Here is a 25,549-nt window from a genome sequence, read left to right on the forward strand (position 1 = left end):
GGGCCGCAGGGCCGCCTGCACCCGGCCCCGCTCCCGGCCCGTACTCAGACCGCCGCCGGGTCCGTGTCCTGAGTGCCGGCCCCGGGGGCGGCGTCGGCGCCGGCCCGGTCGTCCGCCCGGGGACCTTCCGCGGCGGCCCGGCGCTCCCGCATCCGCCGGGCGTGCTCATCCGTCCGGGAGTCGTACGCCCGCAGCTTCGGCAGCCCCAGCGCCAGCAGCCCGACCCCGGCGAAGCACAGCAGACCGCCCGCCGACACCGACGCCCGCACGCCCATCAGGGCCGCCATTCCGCCGACCCGGACCTGGCCCAGCTGCGGGCCCGTCGCATAGGACAGCAGCTCGATGCCGGCCAGCCGGCCGCGCAGTTCGTCGGGGATGGTCCGGTTCCACAGCGCCGAGCGGAAGATGCCGCTGATCATGTCGAAGGCGCCGGCCAGAGCCAGCAGCAGGAGTACCAGCCAGACCTGGCGCAGCTGCCCGGCGGCGGCGATCGCCAGCCCCCAGCCGGCGGCCGCCAGCACGATCGCCCGGCCCTGCCGGTGGACCCGCGTGGTCCAGCCGCTGGTCAGGCTCACCAGCAGCGCCCCGGCGGGCAGCGCCGCGTACATCATGCCCAGCGACCACGGCGCATCGAGCTCATCGGCGAGGAACGGGAAGATCGCCAGCGGGAAGGCGAAGAGCATCGCGATCACATCGACGGCGTAGGTGCCGAGCAGTTCCTTGCGGCTCCAGGCGTAGCGCGCGCCCTCGGCGATCCCGCGCAACGACGGCTTCTCGGCGTCGTGCGCGGCGGGCGACGGCGCCAGCTTCCGGGACAGCAGCGCCGAGAGCAGGTAGGTGACCGCGTCGATGGCGTACGCCCAGCGCAGCCCGGCGAGGGCCAGCAGTCCGCCGGCCAGCGCCGGTCCGGCGATGGCGCCGATCTGCCAGCGCAGGGAGTTGAGGGCGGCGGCCGCGGCGAGCTGGTCGTGCCGCACGATCCGCGGCACCATCGCGTCCAGGGCCGGCCGCTGAAGCCCGGTCAGTGCGCTGGACATCGCGGCCGCCGCGTACAGCGGCCACACGAGCGGATCCGGCAGCAGGCTGTTGAGGAGCAGCAACGCGGAGATCAGGCCGAGCGCCAGCTCGCTGCCGATGATCAGCAGGCGGCGGTCCACGAAGTCCGCGAGCGCACCGCCGTAGAGCCCGAAGACCAGCAGCGGGACCAGCTCCACCGCGCCCAGCGCGCCGACCGCGAGGGTGGAGCCGGTCAGCTCCTTCAACTGGAGCGGCAGCGCCACGACGGTCAGGAAGGTGCCGAAGACCGTGATCGCGCCCGCGCACCACAGCAGCCGGAAGTCGCGCGAGGAGCGCCAGGGCGCCAGGTCCGGCAGCAGTGCGGCCGGCCGCCGCCGGGCGGCCGGTGAGGGGGAGGGAAGTGGGGGGCCGTCCGAAGTCACCCGTGCACCCTCACCCTTGGGCGCGGAACGGCGCAAAGGGTTATTTCCGGTGCGCGGGTGGGGCGGAGGACTACCAGCGAGGCGGTGGCGGGGCGGTCAGCTGATCGGCGAGACGGGCCAGACGGTCGCGGAAGCGGCGGCGGCCGCGGGGTGCGGGCAGGCTGTTCTCGCCGGCGGCCGCGCTCACCAGATGCTGGACGGTGTCCAGGTCGAGGTCCGGCGAGGCCCCGGCGGCCGCGTCGGGCGGGGCCGGGGGCGCGGCGAGCGCGTCATGGGCCAGGGCATGCAGATCGCGGTCGCCGTCGTCCAGGGCGAGCACCGTGGCGCCGTTCCGGCGGGCGTCGTGCACCCGCTCCAGCAGCTCGGCACCCGGCTGCCCCGGCGCCACGACCAGCAGCGTCTCACCTCGCCCGGCCGCCTCCAACCGGCCCAGCCCGACCGCCAGATGGGCCGGCGCCCCGCCCGGGACACGGTGTCGCACCAGAGTCGGTGACAACTCCGGCAGCCCCGACCAGGCGGCCTCGTCGTCCAGATGCGCGGCCAGATGCCAGGGCTCGTACGCGGCACTGCCGACCAGCAGCAGCCCGCCCCCGTGCGGGACGACGGCGCCCCGCAGCGCCCCGGCGAAGCGGCGGGTGGCCTGAATCCACTCGGTCCCCGCGAGGACCTCACGCAGCATTGCGACCCGTACGGCATCCATGCTCCGGAATGGTGCCGCAGCCCGGCCCGTTTCGGTTGGCGTTTCAACCGGTGTCACCCGTACGGGACTTGGGGGTGTGCGCGGCGTCGGCAGGGGCCCATCCGGGGCAATTGCCGCGCGGCGCCGCGGAGAGCCGATCGGGCTGCTCTTAACTTTGGGCCATGCCCACATTTCCCCCACGCTGGATGAAAGGCGCGGTGAATGCTTCCGCACGCGGCATGAAAGGTGCGTGGCATTCCCTGCTGTCCCTCTGGAACAAGGTATTTCCGCCCCGGAGGCGGGTGCAGCTGCTCTGTGCCGTCCTCGTCTTCGAAGCCCTGCTGTTTTCCGGCAGTGCCATCTATGATGTGATCAAGTATCCGCGGGAACAGGTTGTTTCGGCGGTGCTTCGGATCGTGATTGCCATCCTGAACGGGGTCGCTGCCTGGCGCGTCTTCCGGGAGCTCCAGAAGACGTTTCACCAGCATCGCCGAAGCGGGGCGGTGGAAGCGTGGCGGGAGCCGGTCGTGCTGGTCGCCCAGGCGTCCTCCATTCCCATGCTCTTCATTCCCGTATGGGTCGAGATCTACAGTCCCATTCACGATGAATTCTGGGACCTGCTGGTGACGGTTGTCGCGGTTTTGTTGGTCGCCTTTGCGGTGACCGTCATCGTCCGCGCCTTCGCCTTCGACCATATCCAGCTGTCGAAGGTCGGAACGGCGGCCATCGCCTTGCTGCCCTTGGCGGGAGTGATCCAGTTCTGGTACATGAACTTCTACAAGCCGACCCACGACAGCCCTCGCGTGAGTGTGACCTCGCGCCTCGCTGAGCTGGGGCACTCTCGCGGGGTCTCGCACCTGCGGGGGGAAATCACCCTCCACAACGAAGGGTCGGCGCCCGCCGATATTCTCGGTGCCATGTATACGGTGCGCGGCTACCACATGCAGTCAGCCGAAGGAATGTCCGCACAGAACGTGGTCGAGAAGCTGGACGGGGCCACCGCGAACCAAACGCACCTGGGTAAGTATGTATCGCTCTTGACGTTCGACGATGTCATGCAGTCCGGCGAAATCTTGATGCCGGGGCAGAAGTGGTACAAGTCATTTGTGTTCGATGCGCGAGGCGACAAGCAGGACATGGTGCGCCTCGTCGTCCATCTCTCGACGCTGACCCATACCGGCGACTCGACAACGTCCGGCACATGCAGCGGAAAGTTTTCCCTGGAAATTGCTCCGGAGGCGCCCGGGAGTGCCAAGTGCACCCAGACCAGATTGCCTTCGCAGAGTCTGATGCGCATGGTGCTCGGCGATCAGCCGATTGCCCGTACGATCAGCTTCTTCCCGTCGAAGGTGAAGGAGGCGCAGAAGAGGCTGCTGGCGAAAGCGCAGAAGAAGGTGAACCGGAAGGAGCGGATGGCGTCCCTGTATACGCGATTCCAGTCCGCCGACCATGAATTCAAGGGCAGACCGGCTCAGTTCAAGAAGGAGGAGAAGGAGGCGGAGGCGATCGATGCCCTGGTGCGGGACCAGAACACCGAGAGCATCGCCGAGATGCGGGTGAGTCCCTAAGGGCCGTCCTGGCCGCCCCGCTTCAGCAGTCCCGCCTCCGTGAGCCGACGTCCTACCTCCGCCACGGCGTCGTCGCTCAGCGGGCGTTGGGGGAAGGCGGTGGCGCTCCGGTCGATCACGCCGAGGAGGTGGAGGGCCGCCTTGAACGCGCCCAGGGCGGAGGAGCTGCGGCCCATCTCGGTCTCCGGGCCGACGTCGACCAGGGAGAAGAGGGTGACCAGGCGTTCCTGTTCGGCGGCGGCCTGTTCCCAGTCGCCGGCCCGGGCGGCGTCGTAGAGGCGTACATAGGCCGCCGGGTCGACATTGCCGATACCGGGGACGACTCCGTCGGCACCCGCCAACAGGGCGGCGTCCACGGTGAGTTCGGAGCCCGTGAGCACCGAGAAGCCGGGGGCGGGGCCGGTGTTCCGGGCGGTGCGGCCGCCGAGCGCGGTGAGCAGGCGGCGCAGCGAGCCCTCGTCGCCGCTGCTGTCCTTGAGCCCGGCGAGCGTGCCGTCCTCGGCCAGCTCCCGCACCAGCGACGGGGACAGCTTGCTGTGGACGGCGACGGGGATGTCGTAGGCGAAGAGGGGCAGGTCGACGGCCGTGCGCAGATGGCGGAAGTGGGCGGCGATCTCCCGGGGGTGGGTGCGGGTGTAGAAGGGCGCGGTGGCGACCAGGGCGTCGGCGCCCAGCGCGGCGGCGGTCCGGGCGTGGTCGAGCACCCGGGGGGTGGTGGTGTCGATGACCCCGGCGAGCACCGGAACCCGGTCGTCCGCGGCCTTGATGACGGCCTCCAGGGCGGTGCCGCGCTGGGCGTCGGTGAGGTAGGCGACCTCGCTGGTGGAGCCGAGCGCGAACAGGCCGTGCACGCCGCCGTCGACGAGGTGGTTCACCAGGCGTGTCAGAGAGGCGGTGTCGATCTCGCCGCGGGGGTCCAGCGGGGTGCAGACCGGCGGGATGACGCCGTGCAGGGGGGCGGGCAGTGCCATGAGGGCTCCGGGCTCCGGTCGGACAGGACATGGGATGTCCTATGTCGAGCACAATAGACCTGTTCACGGGCGGTCGGTCAAGGATCAGCGGTCACGGCGGGGCAGGTGGCGGAGGGCCGGCGGCACGGCAGACGCGGGAGCGGGAGAGGGAGATCCATGGCGCGAGGGACGATGTCCGAGGATGTGCAGGCCCAGATCAAGCAGCTGATCCTGAAGGGCCGGCTGACGCCCGGGGATCCGCTGCCCACCGAGGCCGAGCTGGTCGCCCTGCTCGACGTCAGCCGCAACTCGGTGCGTGAGGCGCTCAAGGCGCTCCAGGCCATGCGCATCGTGGAGATCCGGCACGGCTTCGGTACCTATGTCGGCCCGCTCACCCTGGAGCCGTTCGTCGAGGGCGTCGCCTTCCGCGCCGCGGTCCGCCACCACCAGGGTGAGTCGAGCCTGTACGAGCTGATGGAGGTCCGGGAGGCGCTGGAGGCGGGCCTGATCGGCGCCGTCGCCCGCAATCTGCCCGCCGGGGATCTCGCCGTCCTCAAGGGACTGGTGCAGCGGATGGCGGAGGAGGCGCGCGGCGGGCAGGTGCAGAGCGCCACCGACCGGGCCTTCCATCTCGCCCTGTACCGCTCGCTGGGCAACCATCTGCTGAGCGAGGTGCTGGACGCGTTCTGGGCGGCGCTGCGGCGGGTGCGGGAGGACCTCTCCGACGACCGGCCCGACCCGATGGTGACGTACCGTCAGCACCAGGAGATCGTGGACGCGTTGGAGGCGGGCGACGGCGACCGCGCCGTGAAGGCCATACACCGGCACTTCGACGGCATCCGGCGGCGGCTGTCCGAGCAGTGACCCAGGGGCGCGCGGCAGTGCGCGCCCACGGCACCGGTGCGGGGGTGACCGATCCCGTTCACCGGGATATCACCCGGTGTCGGGGTGCCCGTTGCCGACCCGGCAAGGCGTCATGTGGGGCGTCTTGACGGCCAGTTGGGCACTCCCTATGGTCGCCGCAGGACGAGGGACATCCTACGTCCTTGCCCATTGGGGGTGACCCATGGCGTACGAGAGCTCAGTGCCGTACCGGGCCGGGACCGAGGGGTACACCAGCTTCCGGATCCCCGCCGTGGTCCGGGCACGCTCCGGGGTCCTCCTTGCCTTCGCCGAGGGCCGGGTCACCTCGGCCGCCGATTCCGGCACCATCCACCTCGTCCTCAAACGGTCCGCGGACGGCGACCGCACCTGGGGCCCCCTCCAGGTCGTCGCCCGCAACGGCACCGGCACCGCGGGCAACCCCGCACCGGTCGCTCTCGACAGCGGCCGGTTACTGCTCCTCCAGGTCCACAACGCCGCCGACGCCACCGAGGACCGTATCCGCCGCGGCCAGGTCCCGCCCGCCGACGGCCGCCGCGTCCGGCTCCAGCACAGCGACGACGACGGCGCCACCTGGCGGATCGGCTACACCGACAGCGGCAGCGACACCGACAGCGACACCGACCGCGCGGTCGCCCCCAACGAGACCACCGCCGCCGAACTCGCCGACGGCAGCGTCTATCTGAACGCCCGCAATGAGGCCCCGGCCGCCCGGCGGCGCGTCGACACGGTCTCGACGGACGGCGGCGAGCACCTCACCCGCCCCTTCCGGCCGCAGGCCGGGCTCACCGGACCGGCCGTCCAGGGCAGCGCTCTGCCCCACGGCGACCGCGGCGCGCTGCTGTTCTCCGGGCCGGCGCACCCGTCGGCCCGCGCCCTGATGACCCTGCGCACCAGCCGCGACGGCGGGCTGACCATGGGGGTCCCCCCGCGCGAGCGAAGCCGAGCGTGGGGGAGGACCGCGCACACCGTCACCGGGCTCCCGGCCGCCTACTCCGACCTCGTCCGCCTCGACCGCGACAGCGTCGGACTGCTCTACGAGACGGGCGACTTGAGCGCCTACTCGACGATCACCTTCCGCCGCATCCCCGTGGAGGAGCCGACATGACCAGCAATCCCCTGCACCGCAGAACGGTCCTGGGCGGGGCGGCCGCCCTCGCCGCCGGCTTCGCGCTCGCCGGCTGCGGCGACGGCGACGACGGCCGGGCGCCCGAGGAGCGCAAGAAGGGCCAGAAGATCAGCCTGACCTTCTGGTCCTGGGTGCCGGGCATCGACAAGCCCGTCGACCTGTGGAACCGCCGGAACCCGGACGTCCAGGTCACGGTCGAGAAGGTGTCGGCCGTCAACGGCCAGCAGTACGCGAAGATGCACGCCGCCATCAAGGCCGGCAACCCGCCCGACCTCGGCCAGATCGAATTCCCGGTGGTCCCCAGCTTCCTCCTCGACAACGGGCTGCTGGACCTCGCCCCGCTCGGCGCCGCCCGTCACAAGGACAAGTTCTCCGGCTGGCAGTGGCAGCAGTCCGTCTTCGGCAAGAGCCTCTACGCCATCCCGCAGGCCTCCGGACCGATGGGCCTGTTCCTGCGCCAGGACCTCTTCGACAGATGGGACGTGCCGGCCCCGCGGACCTGGGACGAGTACGAGACCGCCGCCAAGGCCGTCCGCAGGAAGGGCGCCTGGATCGAGACCTTCGCGCCCACCAACGGCAACCGCTTCGCCGGCCTCGCCTGGCAGGCCGGCGCCAAGTGGTACCGGACGCAGGGCGACACCTGGATCGTGCACCTCGATGACGCACCCACCCGCCGGGTCGCCGACTACTGGGAGTCCCTGGTCCGGCGGAAGCTCGTCAAGACCATCCCGGACCGGCAGAACGCCTGGTACAAGGACCTCCAGACCGGCGCCATCGCCGCCTGGGTGGGCGCCAGTTGGGGCGACGCCCTGCTGGTCGGCAACGCGCCGGGCACCAAGGGGAAGTGGCGGGCCGCGCCGCTGCCGCAGTGGAAGGCGGGCGAGCAGAACTTCGCCAACTGGGGCGGCTCGACCACCGCCGTCTTCGCCAAGGCCCGCTACCCCAAGGACGCCCTGGACTTCGCCGTCTGGCTCAACACCGACCCGGACTCGATCAAGCTGCTGATCGACGGCGGCTACGGCTTCCCCAGCGCCAAGAAGGGGTACGCCACCACCGACCTCGACGTCGACAAGGACTTCTTCGGCGGCCAGGCGTACAGCAAGGTCTTCGCGGACGCCGGCGCGCATGTCGACACCAGCTGGCGGTGGGGACCCGGCGTGGACACCCTCTACCAGCGGCTCGGCGACGCCTTCACCGACGCGCTCGCCGACGGCAGCTCCTTCCGCTCGGTCCTGACCAAGGTGCAGGGCCAGACCCTCGCCGACCTCAAGGGCAAGGGTCTGAAGGTGGAGAGCGGATGAACCGGGAGGTGCTGAGCCGGGACACCCCGGGCCGGCCGGCGGCGGTCACCCCGCGGCCGGCCCGCCAAAACCGCCGCGGACCCCGGCGCCGCGCCTCCCGCGCCGAGGCCCGCAACGCCCGCGCCGCGACCGCGTTCGTGCTGCCCTTCTTCGCCCTCTTTGCTCTCTGCTTCCTCGCCCCGATCGGCTACGCCCTCCACCAGAGCCTGTTCACGACCGAACGGACCGGCCCGCTCGGCCTCGGCGGCCAGGAGCACGAGGTCTTCGCGGGCCTCACCAACTACGCACAGGCGCTCGCCGACGACCGGTTCCTGACCGGCTTCGGCCGGGTGCTGCTCTTCGGCGCCGTCCAGATCCCGCTGATGATCGTGCTCGCCACCGCCCTGGCCCTGCTGCTGGAGAGCGCGAGCGCCCGCGGCGTCCCGTTCTTCCGCAGCGCCTTCTTCCTGCCGTACGGCGTGCCCGGCGTGATCGCCTCGATCCTGTGGGGCTTCCTGTACGTACCGGGCATCAGCCCGCTGGTGAAGATCGCCGGCGCCGTGGGCTGGGACCTCGACTTCCTCTCCCGCGGCACCGTCCTGTGGTCCCTCGCCAACATCGTCACCTGGCAGTTCACCGGCTACAACATGCTGGTGCTGATCGCCCAGCTCAAGGCCGTACCGGGGGAGTTGTACGAGGCCGCCCGGATCGACGGGGCGAGCGCCTGGCAGGTCGCCCGGCACATCAAACTCCCGCTGATCCGGCCGGCGCTGGTGCTCACCGGTGTCTTCAGCATCATCGGCACCCTCCAGCTCTTCGCCGAACCCATGGTGCTGCGCCCGCTGGCCTCCTCCATCGACTCCGGCTTCACCCCGAACCTGCACGCCTACAGCGAGGCGTTCGTCGGCAACAACCAGCACGCGGCGGCGGCCGAGGCGGTCCTGCTCGCGCTGGTGGCGTGCGTGCTGTCCTTCGGTTTTCTGCGGCTGGTCGGCGGACGCGGGAAGGAGCACGGATGACCCGGCCCCCGGTCCGCTACCGGATCATCACCGCCTCCCTGCTGACCATCGCCGCGCTCTACTTCCTGGTGCCCGTCTACTGGCTGGCCGTCTCCGCCACCAAAAACAGCGCCGACCTCTTCGGCACCTTCGGCTTCTGGTTCTCCGACCATCCGCGCCCCGTCGCGTACCTCCTCGACGTCCTCACCTACGACCACGGCACCTACGCCCGCTGGTTCGCCAACTCCCTCCTCTACGCCGGAGCCGGCGCGGTCTGCGCCACCCTGCTGTCCGCCGCGGCCGGCTATGCGCTGGCGAAGTTCCCGTTCCGCGGCCGGGAGGCGCTGTTCAACGTGGTGCTCGCCGGGGTGCTGATCCCCGGCACGGCACTGGCCCTGCCGCTCTACTTCCTCTTCAGCGCGATCGGACTGGCCAACACCTACTGGGCGGTGCTGATCCCCGGCATGGTCAGCCCGTTCGGCGTCTATCTGTGCCGGATCTACGCGGCCGCCGCGGTCCCCGACTCGCTGCTGGAGGCGGCCCGGATCGACGGCGCGGGCGAGGCCCGGATCTTCGGCGGGCTCGGGCTGCGGCTGATGACCCCGGCGCTGGTCACCGTCTTCCTCTTCCAGTTCGTCCACATCTGGAACAACTACTTCCTGCCGCTGGTGATGCTCTCGGACTCCGGCCTCTACCCGATCCAGCTGGGCCTGACCTCCTGGACCGGCTACGCCGACCGCCAACCGGTGCTCTACCAGTACACGGTGGGCGGTGCGTTCCTGTCCGTGGTGCCCCTGATGGTGCTGATGACGGTGCTCCAGCGGTACTGGCGTACGGGGCTGACCGAGGGGAGCGTGAAGGCGTGAGGGGCGGGGGGACCGTGTGGGCCGGATTGCCGTCGAGGGCATGGCCGGCTCGCCGCCGGAGCGTGACAGTATCGCTGTCATGACTACTTCTGACGCTTCCCGGTCCCCGAACGCCGCGACCCGTGCGAAGGCAGCCCTCCAGCGCGACCCCTGGGACCTCCCGGATGTCTCCGGTCTGGTGGTCGGCGTCCTCGGCGGCACCGGCGACCAGGGCCGCGGCCTGGCCTACCGGCTGGCCAGGGCCGGCCAGAAGGTGATCATCGGTTCCCGGGCCGCCGAGCGCGCGCTGACCGCCGCCGGGGAACTCGGCCTGGGCATCGAGGGCGCGGAGAACGCCGAATGTGCCCGGCGCAGCGATGTCGTGATCGTCGCGGTGCCCTGGGAGGGCCATGCCAAGACCCTTCAGGCGCTCCGCGACGAGCTGGACGGCAAGCTCGTCATCGACTGCGTCAACCCGCTCGGCTTCGACCGGAAGGGCGCCTACGCGATCAAGCCGGAGGAGGGCAGCGCCGCCGAGCAGGCCGCGGCCCTGCTGCCCGGGGCCCGGGTCACCGCCGCGTTCCACCATCTGTCCGCGGTGCTGCTCCAGGACCCGGAGGTCGAGCAGATCGACACCGATGTGATGGTGCTCGGCGAGTCCCGCGCCGACACCGATGTGGTGCAGGCGCTCGCCGCCCGTATCCCCGGTATGCGCGGCGTCTTCGCCGGCCGGCTGCGCAACGCCCACCAGGTCGAGTCGCTGGTCGCCAACCTGATCTCGGTCAACCGCCGCTACAAGGCCCACGCGGGGCTGCGGGTCACGGACGTCTGAGGGAGGGGGAGGGGGCGGGGGAGCGCCGGCATGGGGGACACTGGGGTGGTCCGACCACTCCCGACAGGAGCCGCCCGCATGTCCCTCTTGCCCCCGCCCGGCCCGGCCCGGCGCCTCGCCCTGATGGCCCTCGCCGTGTGCGTCCTCTCCGTCGCCGCGGCGGTCGTCGCCTTCGTGGAGGGCAGCTTCGTCGGCGTGGTCTGGATCCTGCTGGCGGGCATCTCCAGCAACATGGCGTGGTTCTACCTCCGCAAGGCGAAGATCCAGCGGTCCACGGCAGCCGGCTGAGGCCCGAGGGCCCGCGCCGTCGCCCAGCCGCCGGGAGTCATTACCCCTTGACGCCCGGCCTTCGGCGCCGGCCCGCGCCGTCAGACGCGCGCGGCCCCCGCCGCCAGTAGTGCCCCGCCTTCGGAAGATCCCGCCCTCAGAAGAACCCGCCGGTCTGCGGGAGCTGCGGTGCGCCCTGCCAGAAGCGGAAGTACTCCTGGCCGATGTAGGTCTCCAGCTCCGAGACGCCGAGGCCGCGCAGGATCGCGTCGACCAGGTCGAAGAACACCCGGTTGACCTCCGGCACCCACAGGAAGACGAAGACCGCGAGCAGTCCGAACGGCGCGAACGGCTCCACCTGCCGCCGCAGCTTCCGCGACAGCCAGGGTTCGAGCACGCCGTAGCCGTCCAGCCCCGGGACCGGCAGGAAGTTCAGGATCGCCGCGGTCACCTGGAGCAGGGCCAGGAAGGCCAGCGCGTAGCGGAACACGGCCGGTACGCCCGACAGTGCGTGCAGCCAGAACGGCGCCGTGCACACCGCCGCGAACAGGATGTTCGTCAGCGGCCCGGCCGCCGAGATCAGGCTGTGCCGCCAGCGCCCCCGGATCCGGCCGCGCTCGATGAACACCGCACCGCCCGGCAGCCCGATCCCGCCCATGATCACGAAGATCACCGGCAGCACGATGCTCAGCAGCGCATGGGTGTATTTCAGCGGGTTCAGGGTGAGATAGCCCTTCGCCTCCACCGAGATGTCACCGCTGTGCAGCGCGGTGCGCGCGTGGGCGTACTCGTGCAGACACAGCGAGACCACCCACCCGGACACCACGAAGCAGAACACCGCGACACCGGTGTACTCCCCGAGCGTCCCGTTCCACACGGCCCACCCCGACACCGCCATGACGGCGGCAAGCGCGAGGAAGACCGGGCTGACGCGACGGTCGGCGCGCCGGATTGCTGTGGTCATGGTGCGGGCTCCCGGATTCTGGTGAGGGGCAGCCATGACCGTAACCGCGGTGGGGCGCGCGGCGCACGGTCCCCGCGGAACTGCCGCGTCCGCGGGACCCCTCCTCCCGGTGCCCGTGCCCCGAAATCGAAAGCCGATACCTTCCGGCTTCCGCCTTGCACGACAATGGGCCGGTGCATTACGGAATTCTCGGCACCACCCAGGCCGGACGGGCCGACGGCACCCCCGTCGCCCTCGGCGGCGCACGCCTGCGTGCGCTGCTCGCCGCCCTCGCGCTGCGACCCGGCCGGGCGCTGTCCCCGGAGTTGCTGATCGGCGACATCTGGGGCGCGGACCCGCCCGCCGACGCGGCCGGGGCACTCCAGGCACTGGTCGGCCGGCTGCGCCGCGCCCTGGGCCATGCCGAGATCGCCTCGGTCGACGGCGGCTACCGGCTGTGCGCCGAGCCCGACGCCGTCGATCTGCACCGCTTCGAACGTCTCGCGGCGGAGGGCGGCCGGGCGCTGGCCGACGCGGATCCGGCGCGGGCCGCCGCCCTGCTCGATGACGCCCTGGCGCTCTGGCGCGGCCCGGTCCTCGCCGATCTCCCGGACGCGGGCGTCGAGGTGGCCCGTGCCGAGCGCCGCCGGCTGGACGCCCAGTGCACCCGCCTCGCCGCCGATCTCGCCCTCGGCCGGGCCGCCCAGGCGCTGCCCACCCTCCTCGCGCTGTGCGAGGAGCACCCCCTCGACGAGCCCCTCCAGGCCCTGCGGCTGCACGCCCTGCGCGCCGCCGGCCGCACCGCGGAGGCCCTGGCGGCCTACGAGGAGATACGCATCGGCCTCGCCGAACGCCTCGGCGCCGACCCGGGCCCGGAACTCCGCACCCTGCACGCGGAGCTGCTCCGGCCCCCGCCACCGCATCCGCCGACGAATCCCCCGCCGCCCCTGATACCCGGCGCCCCGGCCACCGACCACCCCAGGACCCCCCAGCCCCACCCCCAACCCCACTCCCACCCCCGCCCCGGCAATCTCCGGCCCCGGCTCACCTCCTTCGTCGGGCGGGACACCGATCTGGCGGCGATCCGCGCCGATCTGGCCGCGCACCGGCTGGTGACGCTGCTGGGCCCCGGTGGCGCCGGGAAGACCCGGCTGTCCCAGGAGGGCGCCGAGACCGCCGCGGCCGCCTCGCCGGAAGCCTGGCCGCACGGCGTATGGCTGGCCGAACTGGCGCCGGTGGACGATCCGCAGACCGTGCCCGAGGCCGTGCTGACCGCCCTCGGCGCCCGCGAGACCGTCGTCCGCGGCACCACCGCGGAGGGGCTGCGCGCCGCCGGCGACCCGACGGCGCTGGACCCGCTCGCCCGGCTCGCCGAGCACTGCGCGGGCCGCCGGATGCTGCTCGTCCTCGACAACTGTGAGCATGTGATCGACGCCGCGGCCGAGCTCACCGAGCGGCTGCTGGCCGACTGTCCCGGGGTGACGGTGCTGGCCACCAGCCGGGAGCCGCTGGCCGTACCGGGTGAGGTGCTGCGGCCGGTCGAGCCGCTGCCCGACCCGGTCGCGCTGCGGCTGCTCGCCGACCGCGGGGCGGCCGCCCGCCCCGGCTTCCGGGTCGAGGACGACCCGGCGGCCTGCGCCGAGATCTGCCGCCGGCTGGACGGGCTGCCGCTTGCCATCGAACTCGCCGCCGCCCGGCTGCGGTTGCTCTCGCCGCGGCAGCTGGCCGACCGCCTCGACGACCGGTTCCGGCTGCTGACCAGCGGCAGCCGGACCCTGCTGCCCCGGCAGCAGACGCTGCGCGCCGTCGTGGACTGGTCCTGGGAGCTGACCGATGAGCCCGAACGGGCCGTGCTGCGGCGGCTGTCCGTCTTCGCCGGCGGGTGTGATCTGACCGCCGCGGAGGAGGTGTGCGCGGGCGACGGGGTCGACGGACGCGAGGTGGCCGGGCTGCTCGGCTCGCTGATCGACAAGTCGCTGGTGGTGGCGGCGCCGGCCGGCCAGGAAGCCGGCGCCGCCGGGCAGATGCGCTACCGGCTGCTGGAGACCGTGGGGGAGTACGCCGGGGAGCGGCTGGACGAGGCGGGGGAGCGCGCCGGTGCCGAGCGCCGGCATCTCGTCGCCTACCGCGAACTGGCCCGTACCACCGACCCGTTGTTGCGCGGACCCGGCCAGCGCGCCGGTATGGAGCGGCTGGAGCTGGAGCACGACAACCTGCGCACCGCGCTGCGCCGGGCCCTGGCCGCCGGGGACGAGCACGAGGCGCTGTGTCTGGTGCTGTCCCTCCAGTGGTTCTGGTCGCTGCGGGACCACCGCAGCGATGCCCGGCACTGGGCGACCGCGGCCGCAGCCCTCGGCCCCAACCCCTTTGCCGCGCCCGCCGAACCCGCCCCCGACCTGCACGAGAGCCCCATCGACAGACCGCCGCCGATGGCTCCCGAGCAGCTGCTGGAGGCCCGCCGTGAGGTCCGGCTGGTCGTGCTCGCCAGCATGGACAGCGATATCGCGGCGCTGAGCGATCCGGCGATGAAGGAGGAGCTGGCGGGGCTGCTCGCCGCCTACCGTCCCGGCATGCCGCAGACCTGCAAGGTGCCCGGCGTGATGTGGTTCTACGCGGTGATGGCCACCGGGCGGGTCGACGAGCTGGCGGAGCTGGTCGACGGCGCCGTGCGGGCCTGCCGCGAATTCGGCTACGACTGGGAGCTGGCCTACACCCTCCAGCTGCGCTCCAAGGTCTTCAACGACCACCCCGGCGGGCTGGCGCAGGCGGCCCGCGATGCCGACGAGGCGCTGCGGCTCTTCCTCCGGCTCGGCGACACCTGGGGCGCGGCCGAGGCGCTGTCGGGACGCGGCGAGAGCCATGAGAGGCGAGGTGCGTACGGGGCGGCGGCGGACGACTACCGGGCGGCGATGGTGCATGCCGAGGACCTGCGGGCACACGGCCAGATCCTGCTGCTGCGCTGCCGGCTGGGCGCCGTACTGATCGAGGACGGCCAGGCGGAGGCCGGTGAGCGGATGCTGCGCGAGGTGCTGGCCGACGCCGCGAAGGGCAACAGTGGCCGGGACACCGAGCCGTTCGCGCGGCTGACCCTCGCGATGCGGCTGACGGAGACGGGTCGCCTCCAGGAGGCGCGGACCGAACTCCAGCACGTCCAGGAGCTGTTCGCCCCGCGCGCCCCCGACGTCTTCTCCGGGATGCTTCAGGCCCTGCTGATCTCGCTGGATGTGGACGAGGGGCACCGGGAGGGACTGCTGCCGAGGTTCCGGCAGGCCATGGAGCTGTTGCAGGACTCCATGGCGCAGATGATCGCCCCGGACCTTCCGGTGGTCCAACTCCTCACCGGCGCACGGGTGTTGATGGCTGAGCGGGGCGCCGCTGGGGGCCGGGACGCGGCGCGTCTGGTGGGTGCGTACGACGCACTGCGGGCGGACGGCCAGGTGGCGCCGCAGCTGATCCGCAGGGACCGGGCGCGTACGGAGGCGGCGGCGCGGGCACTGCTGGGCGATACGGCGTACGCCCGCGCGTACGCCGAAGGCGGTGGCCTCTCCCTAGGGGAGGCCACCGCCCTCATCTGACACGAGCGGGGCGGGAGTGCGCCGTCTCGTGGCACTGGGCCGACGGCTTCCCGATGGCTGACCAAGGCCGTCCCGCGGGGGAAGCAAGCTCTCCCCCGCGGGACGCGCCTCAGGTCTTCGTACGGAACTTCCGCACCGCGAGCGGCATGGTGATCGCCGTGATGGCGACCGCCCAGCCGAGCGTGACCAGCGTCGGGTGCGCCACCGCGCCCTCGCCGTTGACCAGTGCACGGGCCGCGTCCGCCAGGTTGGAGAGCGGGTTGACCTCGGTGAAGCCCTTCAGCCAGTCGGGCATCTTCGTCGTCGGAGTGAAGATTGACGAGCCGAACTGGAGCGGCATCAGCACCAGCATCGCCATGCCCTGGACCGCCTGCGGGGTCTTCACGGAGAGCCCCAGCAGAATGAAGATCCACATCAGGGCCGCCCCGAAGACCGTGGACAGTACGATCGAGGCGAGGAAGGCGAGCATGCTGCCCTTGATCTCCAGGCCCATCAGGAAGCCCATGCCGAGCAGGATCGCGGTGGCGACCAGCATCCGGCCGATCTCCACGACGATCTTGGCTATCAGGACCGAGGACCGGGCGATCGGCATGGTCCGGAAGCGGTCCATCACGCCCTTGCGGAAGTCCTCGTTGACGCCCGTGCCCACCGCCATGGCGATGTTCATGCCCATCATCGCCATCATGCCGGGCACCAGATGCTGGAGGTAGCCGTGCTGATTGCCCTTGCCGGCGATGGCACCGCCGAAGACGTAGGTGAACAGCAGGATGAAGACGACCGGCATCAGTAGGACGTCGAACATCGACTCCGGGTCCTGCTTGATCTGCAGGGCGTTGCGGCGCACCAGCGCGCCGATGTGCCGCAGATTGGCGCGGAGCCCGATCCGGCCCTCGTCGGCGCCGGGCTTGGCGAGCGGCGCCGTCATCGTCGCGGCAGTCATGCCGACACCTCCGCGTACTGCTGGTCCATGTCGTCCTCGGATATATCGGCCGGGGAGGTCTTCTGGCCGGTGATGGCCAGGAACACCTCGTCCAGGCTGGGCAGATGGGTGCTGATCCCGGCGAGCGTGAAGCCCTGCCGGCTGAGCAGACCGACCACCTCGGTCAGCTGCTCATCGCTGATGATCGGCACGTTGACCACTCCCCCGTGGTGGTCAGCGGTGGCCCCCGCGATGCCGTCCAGTCCGGCCTGCTCGATGGCGGTGACCATCCGGCCCAGCTCGCTCTCGTCCGACGGCTGGATCTGGAGCGTCCGCCCGCCGACCTTGGCCTTCAGCTCGTCGACCCGGCCCTCGGCGATCACCCGGCCACGGTCGATCACCGCCAGCTCGTTCGCCAACTGCTCGGCCTCTTCCATGTACTGGGTGGTCAGCAGCACCGTCGCGCCCTCGCGCACCATCCGCTGGACCTCCTGCCACACCTCGTTACGGGTGCGGGGGTCCAGCCCGGTGGTCGGCTCGTCCAGGAAGAGCACCGCCGGCCGGCCGATCATCGAGGCGGCCAGGTCGAGCCGGCGGCGCATACCGCCGGAGTACTTGGCGGCGGCCCGCTTGGCGGCGTCCGTCAGCGAGAACCGCTCCAGCATCTCGTCCGCGCGCCGGCGGGCGTCCTTACGGGACAGATCGAGCAGCCGCCCGATCATGTAGAGGTTCTCCCAGCCGGAGAGCTTCTCGTCGACCGAGGCGTACTGCCCGGTCAGGCCGATCGTGCGGCGCAGCGCGCGCGGCTGGCGCACCACATCGAAGCCGGCCACCACGGCGCGGCCGGCGTCCGGCACCACGAGGGTGGACAGGCAGCGCACCAGCGTCGTCTTCCCGGCACCGTTGGGGCCCAGCACCCCGAGCACGGTGCCTTCCTTCACGTTCAGGTCCACCCCGTCAACGGCCTTCACCGCGCCGAAGTGCTTGACCAGGCCGCGCACCTCCACGGCGTTGCCGCCCTTGGCGGATATCGTCTGTCGCGTCATGTCTTCAAGGTGTCAGCTGCCGCCGACATGGCGCCGATAGGGCGCCTACATCCCATGTTTTTGGCTTTCTCGCCGTGGTTGTTGCTCGCCGTTTGTTGCCCGCTTGCGCGGTGCTCCCCGCTGCGCTTTGCCTCGGCCGACGTTTGTGGCTTGCTCGCCGTTGCGCCTGCGGCGGGCGGGTCCGCTGCGCGGGGCTCTCGGGTGCGGTGACGGGCCTGCGCGGGTGGGGTGTGCCGGACTGCTTCGCTTTACGTCCGGCACACCCCACCCGCGCAGGCCCGTCCCCTCCCGTTGAAGGGTGGGAAAAACCTTGGCGGGGGACCCGTAGTGGTCCGGTGCGGGCCGTAGGGCCCGGCTATTGCTTCACGGCGGCCAGCCCCCACCACCCGCACCCACCAACAACCCCGCCCGCCGCAGGCGCAACGGCGAACAACCACCACGGCGGGAAAGACAAAAACGCGGGAAGGCGGGTTAAGGGCGATTCAGGGGGAGGGCTGCGCCCATGACCGCGTAAGGCGTGGGGGCGCTGGGAAAGAGGACGCGGCGGGCCAGGTCGTGGTAGCCGAGGGAGCGGTAGAGGCGGCGGGCGGGGCTTTCGGTGTCGATGGCGGAGAGGATGGAGCGGGGTTCGGCGGCCTCGTCGGTGATGCGGGTGATCAGCGAGCGGCCGATGCCGCGGTGCTGGTAGCCGGGGTGGACATGCAGCTCGGTGATGGTGAAGGAGTCGTCGAGCCAGTGGTCGAGGCACTCGTTGCGGAGGTAGGGCTCGACGACGGTGGACCACCAGTGGGTGCGGTCGTTGGGCATCCCGTAGACGAAGCCGACCAGCCGGCCCTCGGGGGTGGTGGCGCCGAGGGCGCGGGCGCCGGGGCAGCCGAGGTGGCGCAGCACGATGTGCCGGCGGACGGCGATCTCCTCGTCGCTCAGGCCGAAGGCGAGCGCCTGGACGGCCAGCGCGTCATCCACGCGGGCAGCGAGATCAAGGGGGCCGACCGCGACGTCATCCATGCTCGGAGCGTACAAGGCGGTGGGTCAGAACAGTACGCTCATGAACGCTCCGACTTCCTCGAAGCCCACCCGGCGATAGGAGGCGCGGGCTGCGGTGTTGAAGTCGTTGACGTAGAGGCTGACGACGGGGGCGACGTCGTTGAGGGCGTAGTTCAGCACGGCGGCCATGCCGGTCTCGGAGAGGCCCTTGCCGCGGTAGGCGGGGTCGACCCAGACGCCCTGGATCTGGCAGGCCCGCGGGGTGGCGGCGCCGATCTCGGCCTTGAAGATGACCTTGCCGTTCTCCATGCGGGCGAACGAGCGGCCGGCGCCGACGAGTTCGGCGACTCTGGCCTGGTAGAGCAGTCCGCCGTCGCCGGCCATCGGGGAGATGCCGACCTCTTCGGTGAACATGGCCACGCACGCGGGCATGATCAGGTCCATCTCGTTCTTGCGGATCCGCCGGACGTACGGGTCGGGGGCGATCTCGGCGGACGGTGTGGTGGTGACCATCAGGGGCTGGTGGGCCCGGATGTCGCGGGCCGGTCCCCAGTAGGGCTCCAGCAGCGACCACAGTTCGGCGGTGGCTTCCGCGGGGCCGACGATGGACGAGCAGCGGCGGCCCTGGCGGCGGGCGCGCTCGGCGAAGCCGTGGATGGCTTCGGAGGTGGCGCAGACGGGGACGAGGTTGGCACCGGCGTAGCAGAGCGATTCCAGGCGGCCGTCCACGTACCAGCCCCACATCTCGCCGCCCAGCCGCCAGGGGTCGAGGCCGGCGATCTGTACGCGGGCGGCGACGAAGGCATTGGCGACCGGATCGCGGTCGAGGACCGCGAGGGCGTCGTCGAGCTCCCCCGGCTCGAGGACCTTGATGGCGGTGGTCGTCAGCACGTGTCGGAAAGCCTCACCGTTACGGGCCTGGGAGGCCAGGCGGGAGCAGGTCTTGGCACTTTACCTCCCCCCGCGCGGGAGTACCCGGCCGCTGCGGGGGCGGATTGTCCCGGCAGCGCGGAGCCCCGCGGCCCGGGGCGGGCGCGGGGCTCGGCGGCGGTGCTGCGGGCCGTGGTGGCCGTGGGTCAGCCGGCGACGGCGACGGTCGGCTCGCCGGAGGCGATGCCGTCCTTCTCCATCTGCTCGGCGATCTTCATGGCCTCTTCGATGAGGGTCTCGACAATCTTCGACTCGGGGACGGTCTTGATGACCTCGCCCTTGACGAAGATCTGGCCCTTGCCGTTGCCGGAGGCGACCCCGAGGTCGGCCTCGCGGGCCTCGCCGGGGCCGTTGACGACGCAGCCCATGACGGCGACGCGCAGCGGCACCTCCATGCCGTCCAGGCCCGCGGTGACCTCGTCGGCGAGCTTGTAGACATCGACCTGGGCGCGGCCGCAGGACGGGCAGGAGACGATCTCCAGCCGGCGCTGGCGGAGGTTGAGCGACTCCAGGATGGAGATGCCGACCTTGACCTCTTCGGCGGGCGGTGCGGAGAGGGAGACGCGGATGGTGTCGCCGATGCCCTCGGAGAGCAGGGCGCCGAAGGCGACGGCGGACTTGATGGTGCCCTGGAAGGCCGGTCCGGCCTCCGTGACGCCGAGGTGGAGGGGGTAGTCGCACTGGGCGGCGAGCTGGCGGTAGGCGTTGACCATCACGACCGGGTCGTTGTGCTTGACCGAGATCTTGATGTCGCGGAAGCCGTGCTCCTCGAAGAGGGACGCCTCCCACAGCGCGGACTCGACGAGCGCCTCGGGGGTGGCCTTGCCGTACTTCTGGAGCAGGCGGCGGTCGAGGGAGCCGGCGTTGACGCCGATCCGGATCGGGGTGCCGGCGTCACCGGCCGCCTTCGCGATCTCCTTGACCTTGTCGTCGAACTGCTTGATGTTGCCGGGATTGACCCGGACCGCGGCGCACCCGGCGTCGATCGCGGCGAAAACATACTTCGGCTGGAAATGGATGTCCGCGATGACCGGAATCTGCGACTTCCGGGCGATCACGGGCAGCGCGTCGGCGTCGTCCTGCGTCGGGCAGGCGACCCGGACGATCTGGCAGCCGGAGGCCGTCAGCTCGGCGATCTGCTGCAATGTCGCGCCGATGTCGGACGTCCGCGTGGTCGTCATCGACTGCACCGAGACCGGTGCGTCTCCGCCCACGGCGACCGGACCGACCTGGATCTTGCGGCTGACCCGTCGGTCGGCAAGTTTCGTCGGTACGTCCGGCATTCCCAGTGAAATGGCAGTCATCTGGCGAGCAACCCCAAGGTGTGGATCAAGGCCCCGCAGCGGCGGGCTCCGGTCTTCGAGATTACGGCACAGGAGTCGCGGCAAGCACATCGCGCCCGTGTGGTGCCACGAATGGGACGGCCGGGCACCTCCAAACGCCACAGAGGTGCCCGGCCAAACCTCACGGAGGCGCCCGGCCGCCGCCAAACCTGCTTTCAGGTCAGCTTCACCGGATTCACCACGTCGGCGACCAGGACCAGCAGCGTGAAGCAGATGAAGATCCCGGCGACGACGTAGGCGACCGGCATCAGCTTGGCGACGTCGAAGGGCCCGGGGTCCGGACGCCGGACGATCTTGGCGAAGGCCCGCCGGATCGACTCCCACACGGCACCGGCGATGTGCCCGCCGTCCAGCGGCAGCAGCGGCAGCATGTTGAACAGGAACAGCGAGAGGTTGAAGCCGGCGACCAGGAAGAGCATGGTCGCCACCCGCTGCTCCGGCGGGATGTCCAGGGAGAAGACCTCGCCGCCGACCCGGGCCGCGCCGACCACGCCCATCGGGGAGTCCTGCTTGCGCTCGCCGCCGTTGAAGGCCGCGTCCCACAGGTCCGGGACCTTGGCGGGCAGGTTTATCAGCGAGGAGACGCCCTGCTCGACCATGTTGCCCATGCGGTCGACGGACTGGCCGAAGGACTGCTGGACGACGCCGCTGGCCGGGGTGAAGCCGAGGAAGCCGGCGGTGACGAATTCGCCGGGGACATAGCCGCCGCGGCCGTCGGTCTTGGCGACCTTGTTCTCGATGAGGTCGGCGTGCAGGGTCTTGCGCGCCCCGTGCCGTTCGACGACGAGGGTCGCGGGCCCGGTGGTGTCGCGGATCTGCTGCTGGAGGGCGCCCCAGTCCGGCACGGGGTGGCCGTTGAACGAGACGATCTTGTCGCCGGCCCGCAGGCCCGCGGCCTTCGCCGGGGAGTCCTTGGCGCCGGACGGGCACTTGTCCGTCTTGGCCGCCGCCGAGATGACGCACTCCGAGACCGAGCCGACCTGGGTGGTCTGGGTGTTGATGCCGAAGCCCATCAGCACGCTCATGAAGATCACGACCGCCAGGATCAGATTCATGAACGGCCCGGCGAACATCACGATGACGCGCTTCCAGGGCTTACGGGTGTAGAAGAGCCGCTTCTCGTCCCCGGGCTGGAGCTCCTCGAAGGCCGCCGAGCGGGCGTCCTCGATCATGCCGCGGAACGGCGAGGTGGAGCGGGCCTGGAGCTTTCCGTCGTCGCCGGGCGGGAACATGCCGATCATGCGGATGTAGCCGCCGAGCGGGACGGCCTTGATGCCGTACTCGGTATCGCCCTTCTTACGGGAGAAGAGCGTCGGCCCGAAGCCCACCATGTACTGCGGCACGCGGATACCGAACATCTTGGCCGTGGAGAGATGGCCGAGCTCGTGCCAGGCAATGGAGAACAGCAGGCCGACGACGAAGACGACTATGCCGAGGATGGTCATCCAGGTCGTCATGCGCGAGCCTCCGAAGGTGTCCGTGCCGCACGGGCGGCCAGTTCGCGGGCGCGGGCGCGCGCCCAGGTTTCCGCCTCCAGGACGTCCGCGACCGTCAGGGAGGTTCCCCGTGCGGGCGTGCCGTGCTCGGCGACCACTGCCGCGACCGTATCCACAATCCCGGTGAATGGCAGCCCGCCCTGGAGGAAGGCAGCCACGCATTCCTCGTTCGCCGCGTTGAAGACGGCGGGGGCGGTGCCGCCGAGATCACCGACCCGGCAGGCCAGCGAAACGGCGGGGAAGGCTTCCTCGTCCAGCGGGAAGAACTCCCAGGTCTGCGCCTTCGTCCAGTCCACGCCCGGGGCCGCGTCCGGGACCCGCTCGGGCCAGCCGATGCCCAGGGCGATCGGCATCCGCATGTCGGGCGGGCTGGCCTGGGCGAGCGTGGAGCCGTCGGTGAACTCCACCATCGAGTGGATGTAGGACTGCGGATGGACGACGACCTCGATGCGGTCGAAGGGGACGTCGAAGAGCAGATGCGCCTCGATGACCTCCAGGCCCTTGTTGACGAGGGTGGCGGAGTTGATGGTGACGACCGGCCCCATCGCCCAGGTGGGGTGGGCCAGCGCCTGCTCGGGTGTGACCCCGGCCAGCTCGTGCCGGGTGCGGCCGCGGAACGGGCCGCCGGAGGCGGTGACGACCAGCTTGCGGACCTCGGCCCGGTCGCCGCCGGCCAGCGCCTGGAAGAGCGCGGAGTGCTCGGAGTCGACGGGGATGATCTGGCCGGGCGCGGCGAGCTCCTTGACCAGGGGGCCGCCGACGATCAGCGACTCCTTGTTGGCCAGCGCGAGCACCCGGCCCGCCTTGAGGGCGGCCAGGGTGGGGGCGAGCCCGATGGAGCCGGTGATGCCGTTGAGGACGGTGTGGCAGGGGGAGGCGGCCAGGTCGGTGGCCGCGTCGGGGCCGGCCAGGATCTCGGGCAGCGGCTCGCCCGCGCCGTAGCGGTCCGCCAGCGCCGTACGCAGCGCGGGCACCGCGTCCTCGCGCGCCACGGCGACGGCGGTCACCCGCAGCTGGTGCGCCTGGTCGGCGAGCAGCTCGACCCGGCCGCCGGCCGCGGAGAGCGCGGTCACCCGGAAGCGGTCGGGGTTGCGCAGCACGATGTCGATCGCCTGGGTGCCGATCGATCCGGTCGAGCCGAGGATCACGATGTCGCGCGGGCCGCCGGGGTGCGGGGCGGCCGGCTCGAAACGCAGATGCGGGTGGGCGAGGGAGTCCGTCATGTGGTCCATTGTGGCCGGTCGCCGGGGAGGCCAGGACACCCAGGCCCGGTCGGATGGATCATGTGGCTCCTCCGCGCGCCGCGGCACGTGCCCCGGGGCCGGTCCGGTGGATCGCTGCCGGACCGGCCCCGGGCGTGCGGCCGGGGGACGTCAGCGGATGGGCCGCCGGACGTTGTCGGTCAAGCTCGGGCCCGGAGTGGCGTCGGCGATCCAGGGGCCGTCGCTGCTGGGGTCGATGATGCCCTCCTCCAGCCAGGCGTAGGTGCCGTCGAGGACGCCGGAGACGACCTTGCGGTCGAGCTCGTCGGTGTTGGTCCACAGCCGGCCGAACAGCTCCTCGACGCGGATCCGCGCCTGCCGGCAGAACACATCGGCCAGCTGCTGTGCCTCACGGCCGTGGTCTCCGGTCTCCCGCAGATACTCGGCCCTGACGCAGGCGGCGCTCATCGCGAAGAGTTCGGCGCCGATGTCGACGATCCGGCCGAGGAAGCCCTGCTTGGTCTCCATCCGGCCCTGCCAGCGGGACATCGCGTAGAAGGTGGACCGGGCGAGCTTGCGGGAGGTCCGCTCGACATACCGCAGATGACCCGAAAGGATGCCGAACTCCTGGTACGTACGCGGCAGTTGGCCCGGTCCGGCGACGAGCTTGGGCAGCCAGCGGGCGTAGAACCCGCCCGCCCTGGCCGCCGCCCGGCCCTTGTCGGCGAGGGTCTTGTCGGGGTCGATGAGGTCACCGGCGACCGACAGATGGGCGTCCACCGCCTCGCGGGCGATCAGCAGATGCATGATCTCCGTGGAGCCCTCGAAGATCCGGTTGATGCGCATATCGCGCAGCATCTGCTCGGCCGGGACCCCGCGTTCGCCGCGGGCGGCGAGCGAGTCGGCGGTCTCGAAGCCGCGGCCGCCGCGGATCTGGACCAGTTCGTCGGCCATCAGCCAGCCCATCTCGGAGCCGTAGAGCTTGGCGAGGGCGGCCTCGATGCGGATGTCGTTGCGGTTCTCGTCGGCCATCTGGGAGGACAGGTCGACGACCGCTTCGAGGGCGAAGGTGGTGGCGGCGATGAAGGAGATCTTGGCGCCGACGGCCTCGTGCTTGGCGACCGGCCGCCCCCACTGCTCGCGGGCGCCGGACCACTCACGGGCGATCTTCAGGCACCACTTGCCGGAGCCGACGCACATCGCGGGCAGCGACAGCCGTCCGGTGTTGAGGGTGGTCAGGGCGATCTTCAGGCCGGCGCCCTCGGGGCCGATGCGGTTCGCGGCCGGGACCCGTACCTGGTGGAAGCGGGTGACGCCGTTCTCCAGGCCGCGCAGGCCCATGAACGCGTTGCGGTTCTCGACGGTGATGCCGGGCGAGTCCGCCTCGACGACGAAGGCCGTGATGCCGCCCTTGTGGCCCTCGGACGCGGGCACCCGCGCCATCACCACCAGCAGATCGGCGACCACGCCGTTGGTGGTCCACAGTTTCACGCCGTCGAGCACATAGTCCGTACCGTCCGGGACGGCCATGGTCGCCAGCCGGGCGGGGTCCGAGCCGACATCGGGCTCGGTCAGCAGGAAGGCCGAGATGTCCGTACGGGCACAGCGGGGCAGGAAGGTCTCCTTCTGCTCCTTGGTGCCGAACAGCTTCAGCGGCTGGGGGACGCCGATCGACTGGTGTGCCGACAGCAGGGCGCCGATGGCGGGGCTGGCGGTGCCGACCAGGGAGAGGGCGCGGTTGTAGTAGACCTGGGTGAGGCCGAGGCCGCCGTACTTGGGGTCGATCTTCATCCCGAACGCGCCGAGCGCCTTCAGCCCGTCCACGGTCTCGTCCGGAATCTGCCCCTCGCGCTCGATCCGCGCCCCGTCGACCTCCGTCTCGCAGAATTCGCGCAGCGTGGCCAGGAACTTCTCGCCGCGGCGTACGTCGTCGACCGCGGGGGTGGGGTGCGGATGGATGAGGTCGAGCCGGAAGCGCCCCAGGAACAGTTCCTTGGCGAAGCTGGGCTTGCGCCAGTCCTGCTCGCGTGCCGCCTCGGCGACCTGGCGTGCTTCGCGCTCGGAAACGTTGCGGATGGATGGAGCGGTCATCAGGAGCTCACCTCGCCGCTGGGTCGGGAGTTCAGCGCCGGCGGCCGGTCGGCCGCTGGACAGCGCTACTTGTGAGAGTTACCCGATCCGCACGGGTTGCACCACTGGAGGTACCGGGCGCGGGTGGGTGTTCGGGCCATCGCACGCC

At 71.4% G+C, this 25,549-nt stretch carries 21 protein-coding genes; 9 read left to right on the forward strand and 12 right to left on the reverse strand.

All coding sequences use genetic code 11. From position 1 onward, the window contains the following. Positions 1-44: 44 nt before the first annotated feature. Positions 45-1,439: an MFS transporter gene (locus tag AC3EUV_RS19280; protein WP_432146018.1), complete on the reverse strand. Its 1,395-nt coding sequence runs from the start codon at positions 1,437-1,439 to the stop codon at positions 45-47. A 70-nt stretch (positions 1,440-1,509) separates the two neighbouring features. Then, positions 1,510-2,139, reverse strand: coding sequence for a hypothetical protein (locus AC3EUV_RS19285; protein WP_432146019.1), 630 nt, complete (start codon positions 2,137-2,139; stop codon positions 1,510-1,512). Between the two features lie 161 nt (positions 2,140-2,300). Here AC3EUV_RS19285 and AC3EUV_RS19290 point away from each other — a divergent pair, with 161 nt between their 5' ends. Continuing rightward, positions 2,301-3,686 (forward strand): hypothetical protein, encoded by a 1,386-nt coding sequence (locus AC3EUV_RS19290; RefSeq protein WP_435603427.1) that lies wholly within the window; start codon positions 2,301-2,303, stop codon positions 3,684-3,686. Here the strand turns inward: AC3EUV_RS19290 and AC3EUV_RS19295 are convergent. After that, complete coding sequence (locus AC3EUV_RS19295) at positions 3,683-4,657, reverse strand: dihydrodipicolinate synthase family protein (protein WP_432146021.1); 975 nt, start codon at positions 4,655-4,657, stop codon at positions 3,683-3,685. The two genes, AC3EUV_RS19290 and AC3EUV_RS19295, sit on opposite strands and share 4 nt — an antisense overlap. A 156-nt stretch (positions 4,658-4,813) precedes the next feature. Here AC3EUV_RS19295 and AC3EUV_RS19300 point away from each other — a divergent pair, with 156 nt between their 5' ends. From AC3EUV_RS19300 to AC3EUV_RS19330, 7 genes are all read left to right on the forward strand, one after another. Beyond that, complete coding sequence (locus tag AC3EUV_RS19300; RefSeq protein ID WP_432146022.1) at positions 4,814-5,500, forward strand: FadR/GntR family transcriptional regulator; 687 nt, start codon at positions 4,814-4,816, stop codon at positions 5,498-5,500. A 202-nt stretch (positions 5,501-5,702) separates the two neighbouring features. Next, a complete protein-coding gene (locus AC3EUV_RS19305; RefSeq protein WP_432146023.1) occupies positions 5,703-6,626 on the forward strand; it encodes a sialidase family protein in 924 nt (307 codons plus the stop codon). Further along, positions 6,623-7,948: an ABC transporter substrate-binding protein gene (locus AC3EUV_RS19310; RefSeq protein ID WP_432146024.1), complete on the forward strand. Its 1,326-nt coding sequence runs from the start codon at positions 6,623-6,625 to the stop codon at positions 7,946-7,948. Before AC3EUV_RS19305 ends, AC3EUV_RS19310 begins: the two co-directional genes overlap by 4 nt. After that, positions 7,945-8,946 carry a carbohydrate ABC transporter permease gene (locus AC3EUV_RS19315; protein WP_432146025.1) on the forward strand — a complete coding sequence of 334 codons (1,002 nt, stop codon included), beginning with the start codon at positions 7,945-7,947 and terminating at the stop codon, positions 8,944-8,946. The genes AC3EUV_RS19310 and AC3EUV_RS19315 overlap by 4 nt, the downstream gene beginning before the upstream one ends. Next, positions 8,943-9,791, forward strand: coding sequence for a carbohydrate ABC transporter permease (locus tag AC3EUV_RS19320; RefSeq protein ID WP_432146026.1), 849 nt, complete (start codon positions 8,943-8,945; stop codon positions 9,789-9,791). The genes AC3EUV_RS19315 and AC3EUV_RS19320 overlap by 4 nt, the downstream gene beginning before the upstream one ends. A 79-nt stretch (positions 9,792-9,870) precedes the next feature. Next, positions 9,871-10,602 (forward strand): NADPH-dependent F420 reductase, encoded by a 732-nt coding sequence (gene npdG, locus AC3EUV_RS19325; RefSeq protein ID WP_432146027.1) that lies wholly within the window; start codon positions 9,871-9,873, stop codon positions 10,600-10,602. A 78-nt stretch (positions 10,603-10,680) separates the two neighbouring features. Beyond that, the gene (locus AC3EUV_RS19330) at positions 10,681-10,890 is read left to right on the forward strand and encodes a hypothetical protein (RefSeq protein WP_432146028.1); all 210 of its coding nucleotides are present in this window, start codon (positions 10,681-10,683) and stop codon (positions 10,888-10,890) included. A gap of 136 nt (positions 10,891-11,026) precedes the next feature. Here the strand turns inward: AC3EUV_RS19330 and AC3EUV_RS19335 are convergent, their stop codons facing one another. Next, positions 11,027-11,833: a site-2 protease family protein gene (locus AC3EUV_RS19335; RefSeq protein ID WP_432146029.1), complete on the reverse strand. Its 807-nt coding sequence runs from the start codon at positions 11,831-11,833 to the stop codon at positions 11,027-11,029. Between the two features lie 173 nt (positions 11,834-12,006). On the opposite strand from AC3EUV_RS19335, the gene AC3EUV_RS19340 reads away from it, so the two are divergent. Continuing rightward, positions 12,007-15,387, forward strand: a complete 3,381-nt coding sequence (locus AC3EUV_RS19340) for an AfsR/SARP family transcriptional regulator (RefSeq protein WP_435603428.1) — start codon at positions 12,007-12,009, stop codon at positions 15,385-15,387. 109 nt (positions 15,388-15,496) lie between these two features. Here AC3EUV_RS19340 and AC3EUV_RS19345 read toward each other — a convergent pair whose 3' ends face one another. The 8 genes from AC3EUV_RS19345 to AC3EUV_RS19380 all read right to left on the reverse strand — a co-directional run bounded on the left by AC3EUV_RS19345 (position 15,497) and on the right by AC3EUV_RS19380 (position 25,401). Beyond that, complete coding sequence (locus AC3EUV_RS19345) at positions 15,497-16,327, reverse strand: ABC transporter permease (protein WP_432146031.1); 831 nt, start codon at positions 16,325-16,327, stop codon at positions 15,497-15,499. Beyond that, the gene (locus AC3EUV_RS19350; RefSeq protein ID WP_435603429.1) at positions 16,324-17,352 is read right to left on the reverse strand and encodes an ATP-binding cassette domain-containing protein; all 1,029 of its coding nucleotides are present in this window, start codon (positions 17,350-17,352) and stop codon (positions 16,324-16,326) included. The genes AC3EUV_RS19345 and AC3EUV_RS19350 overlap by 4 nt, the downstream gene beginning before the upstream one ends. Positions 17,353-17,823: 471 nt before the next feature. Then, the gene (locus tag AC3EUV_RS19355; protein ID WP_432145846.1) at positions 17,824-18,360 is read right to left on the reverse strand and encodes a GNAT family N-acetyltransferase; all 537 of its coding nucleotides are present in this window, start codon (positions 18,358-18,360) and stop codon (positions 17,824-17,826) included. Positions 18,361-18,384: 24 nt separating this feature from the next. Then, a complete protein-coding gene (locus AC3EUV_RS19360) occupies positions 18,385-19,230 on the reverse strand; it encodes a GNAT family N-acetyltransferase (RefSeq protein WP_435603430.1) in 846 nt (281 codons plus the stop codon). A 185-nt stretch (positions 19,231-19,415) separates the two neighbouring features. Further along, on the reverse strand, positions 19,416-20,573 hold the full coding sequence (ispG, locus tag AC3EUV_RS19365) for a flavodoxin-dependent (E)-4-hydroxy-3-methylbut-2-enyl-diphosphate synthase (RefSeq protein ID WP_042149495.1): 1,158 nt from the start codon (positions 20,571-20,573) through the stop codon (positions 19,416-19,418). Between the two features lie 194 nt (positions 20,574-20,767). Beyond that, positions 20,768-22,069 carry a M50 family metallopeptidase gene (locus AC3EUV_RS19370; RefSeq protein WP_432145848.1) on the reverse strand — a complete coding sequence of 434 codons (1,302 nt, stop codon included), beginning with the start codon at positions 22,067-22,069 and terminating at the stop codon, positions 20,768-20,770. Further along, entirely contained in the window at positions 22,066-23,331 is a 1,266-nt protein-coding gene (dxr, locus tag AC3EUV_RS19375) for a 1-deoxy-D-xylulose-5-phosphate reductoisomerase (protein ID WP_432145849.1), read from the reverse strand. The genes AC3EUV_RS19370 and dxr overlap by 4 nt, the downstream gene beginning before the upstream one ends. 150 nt (positions 23,332-23,481) lie before the next feature. Further along, positions 23,482-25,401 carry an acyl-CoA dehydrogenase family protein gene (locus AC3EUV_RS19380; protein WP_432145850.1) on the reverse strand — a complete coding sequence of 640 codons (1,920 nt, stop codon included), beginning with the start codon at positions 25,399-25,401 and terminating at the stop codon, positions 23,482-23,484. Positions 25,402-25,549: the final 148 nt, after the last annotated feature.

It is taken from the genome of Streptomyces sp. bgisy130, from assembly GCF_057708345.1.